The sequence below is a fragment of the Chryseobacterium taiwanense genome (assembly GCF_000813825.1).
Taxonomy (GTDB): Bacteria; Bacteroidota; Bacteroidia; order Flavobacteriales; family Weeksellaceae; genus Chryseobacterium; species Chryseobacterium taiwanense.
Window position 1 is genome coordinate 119298 of sequence record NZ_JWTA01000005.1, and the last position, 13953, is coordinate 133250.

12 protein-coding genes are annotated in these 13953 nt (G+C 30.9%); all 12 read left to right on the plus strand.

What is annotated here, in order from left to right; translation table 11 throughout:
* The first annotated feature begins 50 nt into the window (after window positions 1–50).
* The 12 genes from RM51_RS07130 (at window position 51) to RM51_RS07185 (ending at window position 13915) form a co-directional block, all read left to right on the plus strand.
* A complete protein-coding gene (locus RM51_RS07130; protein ID WP_039366857.1) occupies window positions 51–410 on the plus strand; it encodes a hypothetical protein in 360 nt (119 codons plus the stop codon).
* 317 nt (window positions 411–727) lie between these two features.
* Window positions 728–1279 (plus strand): hypothetical protein, encoded by a 552-nt coding sequence (locus RM51_RS07135; protein WP_039366860.1) that lies wholly within the window; start codon window positions 728–730, stop codon window positions 1277–1279.
* Window positions 1280–1361: 82 nt separating this feature from the next.
* Window positions 1362–2165 carry a fimbrial biogenesis chaperone gene (locus RM51_RS07140; RefSeq protein WP_039366861.1) on the plus strand — a complete coding sequence of 268 codons (804 nt, stop codon included), beginning with the start codon at window positions 1362–1364 and terminating at the stop codon, window positions 2163–2165.
* Window positions 2158–3180: a hypothetical protein gene (locus tag RM51_RS07145; protein ID WP_039366864.1), complete on the plus strand. Its 1023-nt coding sequence runs from the start codon at window positions 2158–2160 to the stop codon at window positions 3178–3180. Before RM51_RS07140 ends, RM51_RS07145 begins: the two co-directional genes overlap by 8 nt.
* A gap of 17 nt (window positions 3181–3197) precedes the next feature.
* Complete coding sequence (locus RM51_RS07150) at window positions 3198–6002, plus strand: COG1470 family protein (protein ID WP_131667055.1); 2805 nt, start codon at window positions 3198–3200, stop codon at window positions 6000–6002.
* Between the two features lie 104 nt (window positions 6003–6106).
* Window positions 6107–6679 carry a sugar transferase gene (locus RM51_RS07155; protein ID WP_039366870.1) on the plus strand — a complete coding sequence of 191 codons (573 nt, stop codon included), beginning with the start codon at window positions 6107–6109 and terminating at the stop codon, window positions 6677–6679.
* A 30-nt stretch (window positions 6680–6709) separates the two neighbouring features.
* Window positions 6710–7339 (plus strand): DUF3575 domain-containing protein, encoded by a 630-nt coding sequence (locus RM51_RS07160; protein WP_052248427.1) that lies wholly within the window; start codon window positions 6710–6712, stop codon window positions 7337–7339.
* Between the two features lie 180 nt (window positions 7340–7519).
* A complete protein-coding gene (locus RM51_RS07165; protein ID WP_039366872.1) occupies window positions 7520–9880 on the plus strand; it encodes a GumC family protein in 2361 nt (786 codons plus the stop codon).
* Window positions 9881–10170: 290 nt separating this feature from the next.
* Window positions 10171–11217, plus strand: coding sequence for an EpsG family protein (locus tag RM51_RS07170; RefSeq protein ID WP_039366875.1), 1047 nt, complete (start codon window positions 10171–10173; stop codon window positions 11215–11217).
* Window positions 11218–12039: a glycosyltransferase family 2 protein gene (locus RM51_RS07175; RefSeq protein ID WP_052248428.1), complete on the plus strand. Its 822-nt coding sequence runs from the start codon at window positions 11218–11220 to the stop codon at window positions 12037–12039. It abuts the gene before it with no gap.
* The gene (locus RM51_RS07180; RefSeq protein ID WP_039366878.1) at window positions 12036–12785 is read left to right on the plus strand and encodes a glycosyltransferase; all 750 of its coding nucleotides are present in this window, start codon (window positions 12036–12038) and stop codon (window positions 12783–12785) included. Before RM51_RS07175 ends, RM51_RS07180 begins: the two co-directional genes overlap by 4 nt.
* Complete coding sequence (locus tag RM51_RS07185) at window positions 12782–13915, plus strand: glycosyltransferase (protein ID WP_039366880.1); 1134 nt, start codon at window positions 12782–12784, stop codon at window positions 13913–13915. Before RM51_RS07180 ends, RM51_RS07185 begins: the two co-directional genes overlap by 4 nt.
* The last annotated feature ends 38 nt before the right edge of the window (window positions 13916–13953 follow it).

Genomic DNA, 13953 nt, shown 5'->3' on the forward strand with positions numbered 1-13953 from the left:
TATTAATATTTTTCCTATTTGCATCGCTGAAATGCCTTGCACAGGAGAGCGTGAGACTTAATATAAGGCTGTATCCTATTCAAACCCTTTCTGTTCCGAGCAATAATTCTGAAACTTTAGCGCAAAATAAAACATCTGTTGTTGTATCTGATGCCAAATATATTAAAGTATCAAGTCTTTCTGGTTTTCAGGTAAAAATGCACAGAGAAATTTACAATGCTGATAAAAAAACTTTTGCGACGGAAAATAATTACAATAAAGACTATGCTCTTATTGATAAACGCAAAGGCGGAATTGATGAAAAGATTGCAATAAGTAATGATTTTCTATCAGAAGGCAATGTTAATAAAATTAATCCAGGCTCAAATAATTTATATCACACATTAGTGTATACGATTATTTCTCAGTAAAATTTCAATTGTTTGCTGGGTTTCGCTATGTTTCAAATAATATTTTTTTTTGTTTTTGTAATTATTGTATCTGCAATGTTTTTTTGATTTTGCGGCTATTATTTTGTAATTATTATCTTTTATACTTAATAAAATTCATGTAATTTTTTATTTATCTTCTGTTTATTCATAAATATTGTTTGTGATATATAATTTCAAAACTTGTTTAAAATTACAAGTTTAAAGTCTTTTTTTACAAAATAACTCTAATTATTAGCGTCTACTTTTGCACCCGATAATTTAATCAATAATTAATAAACAGAAAATATAATTCAACAATGAAAAAATTTATCTTAGCATCTTTTGCCTTTTTAGGATTTGCAACAGTAAGCGCTCAAAATATCGTTACATTAAACGTAAAATTGAAACCAGTTCAAACTCTTGTAGTAAATCCAGCTCAAACAACTGTAGATTTAGTATATGATTCAAAAGCTAAATATGCAGCAGGTGTATCTTCAGAACAAGATAACCACTTAACAGTATACAGTACAGGTGGTTTTGAGGTAAAAGTACAAGCTGCTGGGGCAACTATGTCAACAACGGTAAATGGTACAACAAAGTCAATCGATACAAATTCAATTAAAGTATTAGCAGCAGCAGCTGGTACTAATGCATTAGGAAGTGCTACTTATGCACCGGCAGTTGCTCTTTCTAATACAAATGCATCACTTTTAACATCAACTTCAGGTGGAGTGAATAAGAATATCAAAGTAACATATAGCGGTGCAAGTGCAGATACATATGTAGATAATTATATTGCAGATTCTACTAATTCTGGAGCAGAAACTGTATATACAACTACAGTTACTTACACTATTTTTGCAAAATAAAATATATAATTAAGATAGGAAAAGAAAAAGTGTTGCAGGAGAAATGTGGCACTTTTTCTGTATTATTACAAAAAATATTTTAATGAAAAAACTGTTCGTTGCTTTCTCGTTTCTGGCGTATTCTTTTTTGTGTACCATCAATGCTCAAACCGGAGTTTCTGTTTCCCCTCCCAGAGTATATTTTGAATCGGAATTGGGACGAAGTAATACACAACAGATTACCATAACTAATGAAAGCGTTAAAAATTCATTGGACTTGGCGGTAAGCTTAGGAGACTGGGAGTATGATGGGAAAGGAGAGAACATGATGTATGCGGCAAATACTTTACCTGTTTCTTGTGCGAACTGGATTTCTGTAAAAAAAGAAGATTCTTATTTTACACTGGCTCCGGGAGAAAAGAAAGAGATTAATGTTACGATTACAGTTCCCAACACACTATCAGATAAGCTGGCAACACATTCAGCGGTTTTATATGTAAGCCAAATGAATCCGGTAGATGATATAGACAGTAAAGGTGCCAATATAAAAGTAAGTATCCGTTCAGGAATTAAGCTTTTTCATAAACTCTCTTCTGCTAATGTCAAGAAAATTGAAATTCAGAATCTGGTATATGATAAATCCAATAATAAACTTTCTCTGTTTTTTGAAAATCAGGGAAATGTATGGACAGACGGGAGGGTGTATACCGACCTGGTAAACACACAAACGGGAAAAAAAACGACACTGGATAATATTGTTTTTTATACTATGCCCGGAAACAAAAGAGAAATGGATATTGTTCTTCCTACAACATTAGAAAAAGGAAAATATACAGCCTCTGTGATGATTGATTATGGTGATGCCAATAATTTGGAAGTTGGAGAACTAAACTTTAATTATGAGTAAAAAAATCTTTATTATATTCTTGTTCATTTCAATTCAATGTTTTGCAGGGAAATTGACTTTTAAGCCTTGGGAAAATAATAGTTTCTTGCAGATCAATTCTTACAATGGAAACATGAGTCAAAATGCGTTCACGGTGAGATTTGATGGTAATGGAAATATTGATGAACCGAAATGGAGGCTTTCAGCGCAATTGAAAGGGGTGATTACCAACGGAACTTATACATTTCCGGCAGATAAAGTTTCTTTTCAGCCTGTTTTTACGACAGGAAGTGCAACACCTGGTCCGGTTCCTACTATTCAGCAGATCGGAATGCCTGCAAGTGTTTTTTTACAGGAAAATGTTGAAAAATACTTAGTGCCAAGTTCTAATGCGCCGCTCTCAAATACATCTAATTCAAACGGAGCTTTCTATATGGAAATGGGATTCAGTTTGACCGTTGCTGGTGGAGCATACCTGGGAAATTATCCGGCTTGGACAGAATTTTCAGTTCCTGTGGAAATAGCAGCTTACGATCAGTACAGCAATTTAATTGGAAAATCTGTTATTTATTTTAAATTGCAAATTGCCCAGCTTTCAGGAACGCCTCCGACGAGTACTGAAATGTCTTTGAAACTTGCCTCTGACGCAGTGAATGGGACGTTAGAGTTTAAAACAGTTCAGGATTATACAAACGGCGTGAGCGTATCTTATCCTAATGCACTTATTGTAAAAAGTAATACGAATTATCAGGTAAAAGTAAAGTCTATTCAAGGCCAGTTTACTTCTGCTGCAGGAAGTACATTAGCTCTTGATGCGGTACAGATGGTACTGAATCCTGCTTCTGGGAATACAGGAAGTACATTTCCTATTTCGTTGAGCACGTCCTCTCAATTGGTAGCAAAAGGAGGAACTACTCAAAGTGCTAACGTATACTATGATGTCAAATATTCCACATCTGCTAATGATAATAGATTTATTGAGGCAAAGATGGAAGACTATGCTACTACAATTCAGTATGAGATAATGCCTCAATAAAAAAAAACTAATCCAAAATGCTTCATTACTTGTTCAAAAAAGTACTTCTTATTTTTTTGATATCAATCTCTTTTGTATTTACCTCAGCACAGGTCTATCCGGGAATAGACATGGAAATCCGTAACGAATCTACTGCAGATAAACCCAATATTGTAGATCTTGTGGTATTGGTAAAAAATGAAAGTTCTTCAAAATTCGATGGAAGTGTTTCTATTGAAGTACCTAAAGGATTTAGAAGTATTTCAGGAAATCAGATAAAAGTAGAGCTGAATTCAGGAGAAAAAAGATTTTTACCCATAAAGATATTGGTAAGCAATGATGCAGGATATGGAGATGAAGAAATTGTATTTAGCTTAAAAACCTCGGGAAATGAACTGGTTGTAAAGAAGAAAATAATTCATAGAGTACAGGAGAATAATTCTCTTAGACTGACTGCCGAGAACCCTCTAATTTACATGAATGAGAATAATATCAACGATTCTATAGAAGTAAAGGCAAGAGTAACCAATATGGGGAACAAAAGGCAGGATGTTACGGTTGTCTTTAAAATTCCGGAAACGGCTCAAGGAACTATTTTTGTTGAGAAAAAAGGAAAGATTGAAGTGTTGAGAGATACGGTATTTAGTTTCAAATTTCTCCCTGCTCATATTCTTAAATCTACTCAGGTTACGGTGAGTATCGCCGGATTTAGAGAGCCTGAAAAAGAAATTTTCGGGAATACATCAATGTCTATACAGAATATTTCTTCTACGCAACGCTATCAAGATATGCAGCCAATGAATGGTTTTTCGAGCTATGCAAAAAATAGCATTACAGCAAGCTATAGAAGAATTGGTGATAATGCAGATATGTATCAGCTGATGGGGTCGGGAGGATTTAATCTTCCTGCAGGATATGTTTTTATTAGCGGAAATATCTATACGATGAGTAATCAGAACGATCCGATAGTGAATAATACTTATATTTCTTATCACAGAGGAAATTCTGCTGTTACATTAGGGAATGTAAATAAAATGTTGGAGATGCCATTATTTGGTAGAGGAGCGCAATACAGTATTACTTCTTCAGATAAAGATAAAAAAGTAGAACTTGGATTTATTGATCAGAGTTTTAACCTGATTGAGAAAACTCCGTTTTTGCAAAATGGGTATGGAATGTATGCAAAAGGAACACTTGGAGCTCAAAATACTTCCAAAAGTATATCCGGAGTATATGTTTTCAGAAATGATCCTTATGAAAAAGCAAATCATAACCTTTTAGGAACAGATATTCAATATCTTTTCAATAAAGAATGGAGGGTGAATGCAAAGTTATATTCGGGGATGAGTTTTTATGAAGAAGACCATTCTACAAAGCCTTCTCTTGGAGTAGAATCTCAGTATTCAGGTGTGATCAGTAAAATCAACCTTAACGGAAGTTACTTCTACAGTACCGATTATTATCCTGGGAATAGAAGAGGAGTGTTACAGGTACAGCAAAGTTTCTCTAAGAATATTTTTAAAGAGCATTATGCGTATGCCAATATACTAGTTTCTGATTTTTCACCTAAGTATTTTTCTTACGATTACAATACGAGATCTCAGAATGTAAGATTAGATACCGGAATTAATTTCGCAAGAAAAGGGAATTTCGGATGGGGAATCGGCTATCAGTATCAGGAAGAAACATCCAATAACTACAATTCTTTTCTGGGAATACTAAATTCTTCTGACCTGAATATGTTGAAAGCCCAAAGGTTTACAGAATATACAAGTTGGACAAGTCCAAATAAAAAACACTCTTCAATTTTAGGAATAGAAGGAGGATTGGTAACTTATCCGGATATGGAGAAGCCGAGATTTCAGATGAAGCTCTCAGGAAATTACGGATATAAAGCATTCAATTTTAGTTATATTTATCAATATGGAGCGTATTTCCTTTCAGAATATGCTTTCTCAAAAATGATGAATAGAACGGATGACTATAAAAAACTGTCTTTATCAGCTTTTTATAATAAAGCATTCTTTAAAGATAAAGTAAATCTTACGTCAGGAGTATCCTATACAGATGATGTTTTGTATGGTAAAGCACCTTCTGCATTCTTTAATCTGAAATATCTGGGAAAACAATATGGGCTTTATTTGAACTCATCTTGGTATAGATATTCGGTGGGAGTATTGCATAATAATATGCTGACTATTGAAGCTGGAATTACCCTTAATCTTCCAACCAATACTTTAGATCCTGGTAAAAAAGGAAGTATAAAAGCTTTCGTTTATTATGATAATAATGATAATAATAGATATGATGAGGGAGATGAAGCAGCTGATGGATATGTTATTATGATTAATAATATTTCTTTCAAAAGCAACAAAGAAGGAAATGTGGAATACAAGCAGATCCCATATGGTAAATATCGTTTGAAACAAGTTATTCAGCAAGGTTGGTATTATGATGAGATGGATATAGAAATGGATTCCCACCGTCGTCCATTAGAAATACCGCTTCACAGAAACGGAACTATTCGTGGAAAAATAACCTATGATTTTGATGCGAAAACTGCTCAGGAATTCAATCCTAAATTAGGAGGGATTATCATTAATATTTTCCAGGGAGAAAAGTTATTACAAAGAATTGCAACTGATGAAAACGGAGAGTTTTTAGCATTTTTAGGAACAGGAGAATATAGGATTTCTCTGAATGAAAGTACACTTCCTGTAAATACATATTGTGAGCAGGCTTACGTAGATACCGAAAGTATTGCAGGTAAAATATCTGTCGTTAATCCTTTTGTGATTAAGGTAAAAGAAAAGAAAATTCGAGTAAAGAAATTCGGGAATTAAATTCTCATATAGTAAAACCCATCTCATTGTAGATGGGTTTGATATTTAATATAAGGTTTAAAGCTATATCTTCCATATTTCATATATTTGTCAGGAATTCGGAAATGGTGAAAAAATATCCTTGGTGGAAAGCGTTAATGGACTATAGCATGGCATTGATAATGATAATGCTTTTTATGCCTGTGTTTGTTATATTGGTAATTTTAACATCTATAGATACAGGATTTCCAGGTATTTTCACGCAACAAAGAGTAGGGCTAGGCGGAAAGTTTTTTGTGATTTATAAATTCCGAACCTATCATCCAAAGACTTCCCAGAAATCTGGTTTTGGAGAATGGATGAGAAAGACCAAACTGGATGAACTTCCGCAGCTTTTTAATATTCTTAAAGGAGAAATGTCTTTTGTTGGTCCGCGTCCTGATATTGCGGGTTATTATGATACATTAGAAGGAGATGATCGTTTGGTATTAAGATTAAAACCGGGGCTTACTTCTGAAGCCGGTATTAAATATAGAAATGAAGAAGAGCTTCTTCAAAATCAGTCAGAGCCTCTGAAATTTAATGATGAAGTCCTTTTCCCAGATAAAATAAAAATGAATTTGGAATATTATCACAAGCTTTCTTTTGAAACAGATGTTCTTATTTTACTCAAAACGTTTTCGATCCTAAAAGGATAATATTTGCAAGAAAAAAAAGTTATAAGGGGTATGAGTTTTATGTTGAAAGATTTTTCGTTACTGATTGGTTTGTTTTCCACCACTATGCTAAGTGCACAAACTGAACTAAAAGTCAATACTGTATTTATTCCAATGGGAATTTATAATGTAGGTATTGAAAAACCTATAAATCCTAAAGTTTCTTTACAAGCCGAAGTATTTGTATCTCCTTGGAAGTCATTTCTTGGAAAAAATCTTCAAATGTATATGGGAACGCTTGAAGGACGATATTATTTTAAAGAAACAGGAAATAAATGGTATGTGGGAACTTATTTATCAATGGCAGCCTTCAATCTTCAAAAATGGAATTATTGGAGTAAAACAACAGTAGAAGATGAAAATGGTAATCCGGAACTTTTATCTGATGGCAGTGTCCGTGTTACAGAAAGATATCAAAAAGGTTTAGCTTTTATATGGGGAGTAAGTGGGGGCTATCATTTTATGTTGGATAAAAAATGGGGATTGGATGTCTTCGCAGGAGTAGGTTTTACACAATCATTGTATAAAGGCTATATGGAAGATAATAATGAGAGGTATGATGGAGCCACAAAATGGAATAAAAGCGGTGAGCTTATTCCTACAAGAGCTGGTGTGATGTTAACTTATAAGTTAGAAAAATAAAATAAGCAGTTTTATTTAGTAAAAAGTGTTTTTAATATTGATAAATTAAAGACATTGATGATAACTAAAAAAGCAATTTAAAGGGAGAATAGAACGACATTTTTATAAAAAAAATATATATTTGCAGGATTTCAGATGAAATTCTGAAAGAATGTATAATTGATGTGATAATCCGAAAAAATGGATAAGAAATATTTAGAAGAAGAAACTAGTATAAAAGAAATTTTAGCTCCTTATTTAAAAAATTGGAAGTATTTTTTTATCTCTGTCATATTGATGTTTGTTTTGGCAGTATTTTATATTAAATCTACAGTTCCTATTTATAAAGCTCAGACTTCTGTGCTTATAAAAGATGCCAATAAAATGCCTTCTGCTGCTGGAGATATTGGTGTACTTCAGGGTTTGGGAGGAATTGGAGGAATGAGTACTAATAGTATTGAAAATGAAATGGGTGTTTTTGCATCCAAAACTATAGTAGAAGATGTTTTGAAGGAACATAATTTTCAGACCCCAACATATACTAAACAAACCTTTTATGATTTAGAACTCTATGGAGTTACAAATCCTTACATTATTAGGGTAATACAAGAAAAGAAAAATACTGAATTACCTAAAACTCCTATTTTTATTAAAACGAGAGGGAATGAAATTATATTATCGTCCGATGAATGGAAGCAGGAAGTAAAGACCTCTTACGATAAAACTACAAATTTACCTTTTGCGACAATAATGATTGGGAAAAACCCAACATTTAAAGCATCTGCAAAAGTAAAGTTATCAGAAGTTTATTTTAATTATAATGATTTTGAAAGTACTGTAAATGGTTTTCAAGAGGCTTTAACAGTTGATTTGTTGGATAAAGAAGGAACTATTATAAGTCTTGCGGTAAACTTTCAAAATAAAGATAAAGCAAAAGATTTTCTTAATGGCCTAGTAAGACAATACAATGTGTATGCAATTAATGATAAAAACATTGAATCTAAAAAAACAAAAGACTTTATCGATAAAAGAATTACACTTATATCTAGCGAATTAGGAAATGTTGAAACCGAAAAAGAAGATTACAAAGCTAATAATAATATTGTTGATCTGCCAACGGAAGCAAGAATTAATCTCCAGCTAAAAGAGCAAAGCAAAGCTCAGATATTAGAATTAGGGACTCAGCTGGAACTTAATAAAATTCTTCAAAATAGTTTAAATAAAAAAGGAAAAGGAGATGTTTTACCCCTTAATATAGGGTTGGAAAATGATGGGGCTGTAAAATTAATTCAAGAGTATAATGCGATTGTATTACAAAGAAATAAATATTTAGAAAATGCTACTCCAGACAATCCATTGGTGAAAGATGCCAATAAACAGATTGAAGAAATGAAGTCCTCTTTGTCACAGTCATTACAGAAAAATGTAACCTCATTAGAATTGGCAAAGAAAAAAGTGGAGGGGCAATTAGGAGGCTCTGAACATATGATCAGCAAAATACCTGCCCAAGAAAAATTATTTAGAAGTATAGAAAGGCAACAACAAATAAAAGAGAACCTTTATCTGCTACTTTTACAAAAAAGAGAAGAGGCTGCTATAAGTATGGAAATTACAGCTGATAAAGCAAGGGTGTTGGATAAAGCGTTTGTATTTAAAAATCCAATTGCCCCTAGAAAAATGGTGATTTTGGGAATGTTTCTTTTAGTTGGTGCCCTAATTCCGTTTTCAATTATATATTTGAAAGGATTATTACAAAGTAAAATCATTAAAAGGGCTGATCTCACAAAACTTACCAAAATTCCAGTTCTTGCTGAAATTCCAAGATTGAAAAACAAGGAAAATGCGCTTGTGAGTTTTAATGATGTTTCACCAATGGCTGAAGCGTTCAGGATCTTTGTTACAAATTTAAGATTCTTACTGCCTAGTAAGGAATCTCCATATACTATTATGGTTACTTCATCTGTAAAAGGAGAAGGGAAAACATTTATTTCTACTAATCTTTCAATCATATTAGCTTCTTCCAGAGATAAAGTATTGGTGATTGGTGCAGATGTCAGAAATCCTCAACTGCAACGTTATAACCCTTCTATGAAATCAGCAAAAGGCTTAACGGAATTTCTAAGTGAAGATGTTCAGAATGTTAACGAAATCATACATCCGAGCGGATATAATGATAACTGTGACTTTATTTATTCTGGATCCATTCCACCAAATCCATCAGATCTTTTGCAAAATGGTAGATTGGATGAGTTATTAGTAATGATTAAAGAGCAGAATAAATACAAGTATATTGTTTTGGATACAGCCCCTCTTCTTTTAGTAACAGATTCTTTCCTTATTGCAGATAAAAGCGATGTAATTGTATATGTTACGAGATCAGAAATCACCGAAAAAAAATATATAGAATTTTTGAATCATTCAAACGAGGATAATAAACTTAAAAATGTCGGAATAATTTTAAATGGGATCAAAGAATCTAATTTCGGATATGGTAATAAGTTTGGATATGGTTATCATGCAGAGGGAGAAAAATCTTTCTTTAAAAAAATATTTAAGAATTGATGAATAAATGCTACTCTGGTTGTTTTATTGACAAAGTTCACTAAATATAATATAGATAGCCACTGTATTTATGTTGTTTTGAATTTTAACAGAGTTGTTATAAAAAATACAGTTCATGGATTTCAAGATGGAATTTGAAAAGTGAATGATATGCTTTAGAAATTTTATTTAATTATTTTTTTTGAAATTAAATTTCATTAGGTAATTTAATAATTTCGGGCTTTGTTTTTTTGTTAAAAAACTTAAAAAAAATCAATAAAGTAGACATATTTAATAGACGAAAATTATAAATGATTGTATTACTTTTCTTTTTATTTGCCGTAATAACAGTGTTATATGTTATTAGTCCTGAAAATAAATATTTAAATAATATATTTTTATTTTTAGTGATGATAGCTTTAATTTTCACGGCTGGCTTAAGAGGAAAGGGAGTGGATAATGATTATTATGTATACCGTTCTTTCTGGAGGATGAGAAAAATTGATGATGGAACGGTGGAATATTCATTTTATCTTATTAAAGTGCTTATAAAAAACTTGTTACATCTTCAATTTCAATATTTGCTACTGGCGTATGCCTTTATTGGAGTAACTACTAAAATTTTAGCAATAAAAAAAATAACCCCATTGTTATGGGGATCCATACTTATATACTTTTCACATTATTTTCTTTTACATGAATTTACTCAAATAAGGATTGGAGTTGCTACAGGATTTGTTTTATTTTCAATATATTTTTTAAGTGAGAAAAAATATGTTTTTTTTGCTATCTTTTCATTTTTGGCAATTATTTTTCATCAATCTTGTTTTCTTGTATTGCTTTTTCCTTTGATAAGAAATAGTAATAGAAATACATGGATCTATGCTATGTTGATTCCTCTGGGATATATCTTCTATTTTTTAAACACATATCTCCATATCAATATACCTATCCCGATTCTTCAGAATAAAATAGATTTGTATGAAGAAGCTACAAAATCTGGATTTTTAAAAGACTCGAAGATTAATCCATTTAACGCATTATTATTAATACGAATACTTATTTTTTATGTAATATTTTATCAATCTAAAAAAATCTCTCATTTTTTTCCGCACTTATATATATATTTAAAAATATATAGTTTATCCCTTTTTAGCTTTTTGTTCTTTAGTAGAATTCCGGTTTTTTCTTTTAGAATACAAGAATTATTAGGTGTTGTTGAAATAATTTTGATACCTACTATTTTTTATTTGTTTTCAGAGAGATTTAAATGGCTTGGAAAGCTTTCTGTCTGGATGATTTCTCTAGGTTTTTTATTACTAGATATCTTTTATGTTAAATTAGTAATAGTAAAATAAATGAAAACACTAGCCATATTATTATCAACCTATAACGGAGAGAAATATCTTAAGGAACAAATTGATTCTATTTTACAGCAGAGTTTTTCTCATTTTGATATCTATATTAGAGATGATGGATCTACAGATTGTACTATAGACATTATTCAAGAGTATATTAATGGGTATTCTAATATTCATTTTTTTAAAGGAGCTAATCTGGGCGCGGCATTGAGCTTTATGGATTTGTTGAAAAAAGTGAATTCAGATTATTATATGTTCTGTGATCAGGATGATGTTTGGCTGCAAAATAAAATTGAAAAATCTATATCTAGGATAGTTCAAATAGAAACAAAAGGAGAACCCGCTTTGGTATTTTCCGATGCAAAAATTGTCGATGAAAAATTAAACTTAGTCAATAACTCTTTTTGGAATTATAATAAAACCTTTCCGGAAATTCTTTTATCAAATCCAAAATTCATTAGTGTCTTTAATTGTAGTCCTGGATGCACAATGATATTCAATAATGAATTAAAAAAACATTTAACGGATTATGATGAAGATATGTTGATGCATGATTGGTATATAATGATTAAAGCTCTCCAGAAAGGAGTGGTAAGTTATATAAATACATCTTTGATGCTTTATAGACAGCATTCTAATAATACTATTGGAGCAAATGAAGTTTCTGTAAAGACATTCGTTAATAAAGTGTTTTTATTTCCTAACATTTTAAAAGAGCAGATTAAAACTTTTAAATTTGTTAAAAAATATACTAATATAAATTTATTAAATTATTATATTTTAAAGATAAAGTTCAATTATAAGCGTCTAAAGATATGATAAAAGAATCAGTTTCAGTTTGTATAGCGACTTATAATGGACAAGACTATATAAAGGCGCAAGTTGATTCTATTTTGAAGCAATTGAATATTGATGATGAAATAATTATATCTGACGATGGTTCTACCGATGACACTCTAAACATTATAAAAAATTATAAGGATAATCGGATAAAAATATTTTTGAATAATAAAACAAATAAAAAAAATGCATTTGGTTATGTTTCAAAAAACTTTGAAAATGCCATAATTAATGCTAAAGGAAACTTTATTTTTTTAGCAGATCAAGATGATATTTGGGAGGATGATAAAATACAAGTATGTAGAAAAGTATTGGAAAATAATGACTTGGTATTGCATGATTGTAGAGTTGTAAATAAAGATAATCAAGAACTTTTTTCATCATACTTTAAGCTTAATAAATCTAGGCAGGGTATTTTAAAAAATCTAGTGAAAAATTCGTATCTCGGATGTTGCATGGCGTTTAGAAGATCAGTATTGGATTTTGCATTACCATTTCCACAAAAAGAAGTTCCTCATGATATTTGGCTAGGATTGATTGCTGAATGTTTTGGTAAAGTTCAGTTTTTAAATAAAAAATTAGTTGGATATAGAAGGCATGGGAATAATTTATCAGCCTCAGGAGAGCGTAGTTCTAATAATTTATTTTTCAAATTGAAATACAGACTTATAATATTAACTGAGCTCTTAATAAGAGTTGTACACATTAAAAGCAGGCTAAGATGAAAATATTGCAGTTGGGTAAGTTTTATCCTATAAAAGGAGGTGTTGAAAAAGTGATGTATGATCTAGTTTTAGGATTGTCTCAGAGAATGATACATTGTGATATGCTCTGCGCATCAGAAAAGAAAACAGAACAGGAAGAAATAATTGAATTTAATCCATTCTCGAAACTTTTTATAGAACCATCAATAATAGAGTTGGCAAAAACCAAAATTTCAATTAGATTAATTTCAAAACTTAAAAAAATTGCGCAGAGATATGATATTATACATATTCATCATCCAGATCCAATGAGTGCACTAGCATTGTTTATTAGCGGTTATAAAGGAAAAGTTATTCTTCATTGGCATAGTGATATTTTAGCGCAAAAAAAGCTACTTCTGCTGTATAAACCATTACAAAATTGGCTGTTGAAAAGAGCTGATTTAATACTTGCAACAAGTCCCAATTATATAGAATGTTCGGAAGATTTAAAAAAATATAAAAGTAAATGTGATGTTCTTCCTATTGGGATTGAAGATATTTCTTTATATTCTGATGTTGCAGCTTTAAAAAAAATTAAAGAAAAATATAAGAATAAGAAAATTGTTTTTAGTCTTGGAAGATTAGTAAATTACAAAGGCTTTGAATATTTAATTAATGCAGCAGATTATCTTAATGATGATTATGTAATATTGATAGGAGGAGAAGGACCATTAAAAAGTAATTTACAGGATTTAATAAATAAGAAAAATCTTTCTTCCAAAGTAGAATTATTAGGGTATTTAGATGATGCAAATTTATACGCATATTATAATGCTTGTGATTTATTTTGTCTAAGTTCTATAGAAAAAACAGAAGCCTTTGCTATTGTGCAAATTGAAGCTATGGCATTTGGAAAACCGGTAGTAGCAACTAGAATTTATGGTAGTGGTGTTCCTTGGGTAAATGAAGATGGGTATTCAGGATTCAATGTTACTCCTCGAAATTCTAAGGAAATTGGATTAACTATTCTTAAAACACTTCAAAACCAAGAGACCTATGATAAATATTCTAGTAATGCAAGAAAGCGATATTTAGAAAATTTTAGTATTAATATAATGATAGAAAATTGTGTGAAATTTTATAATGTTTTAGAAAAAAGTTCTCATTAAAAAACATAAATATTTTATTTTTTGATGGAAATATTGTT

Coding starts and splice junctions, on each gene's coding strand:
- RM51_RS07160 (WP_052248427.1), top strand. CDS start 6,710: ATGAGTTTTATGTTGAAAGATTTTTCGTTACTGATTGGTTTGTTTTCC.
- RM51_RS07135 (WP_039366860.1), top strand. CDS start 728: ATGAAAAAATTTATCTTAGCATCTTTTGCCTTTTTAGGATTTGCAACA.
- RM51_RS07165 (WP_039366872.1), top strand. CDS start 7,520: ATGGATAAGAAATATTTAGAAGAAGAAACTAGTATAAAAGAAATTTTA.
- RM51_RS07145 (WP_039366864.1), top strand. CDS start 2,158: ATGAGTAAAAAAATCTTTATTATATTCTTGTTCATTTCAATTCAATGT.
- RM51_RS07150 (WP_131667055.1), top strand. CDS start 3,198: ATGCTTCATTACTTGTTCAAAAAAGTACTTCTTATTTTTTTGATATCA.
- RM51_RS07155 (WP_039366870.1), top strand. CDS start 6,107: ATGGTGAAAAAATATCCTTGGTGGAAAGCGTTAATGGACTATAGCATG.
- RM51_RS07175 (WP_052248428.1), top strand. CDS start 11,218: ATGAAAACACTAGCCATATTATTATCAACCTATAACGGAGAGAAATAT.
- RM51_RS07170 (WP_039366875.1), top strand. CDS start 10,171: ATGATTGTATTACTTTTCTTTTTATTTGCCGTAATAACAGTGTTATAT.
- RM51_RS07140 (WP_039366861.1), top strand. CDS start 1,362: ATGAAAAAACTGTTCGTTGCTTTCTCGTTTCTGGCGTATTCTTTTTTG.
- RM51_RS07185 (WP_039366880.1), top strand. CDS start 12,782: ATGAAAATATTGCAGTTGGGTAAGTTTTATCCTATAAAAGGAGGTGTT.
- RM51_RS07180 (WP_039366878.1), top strand. CDS start 12,036: ATGATAAAAGAATCAGTTTCAGTTTGTATAGCGACTTATAATGGACAA.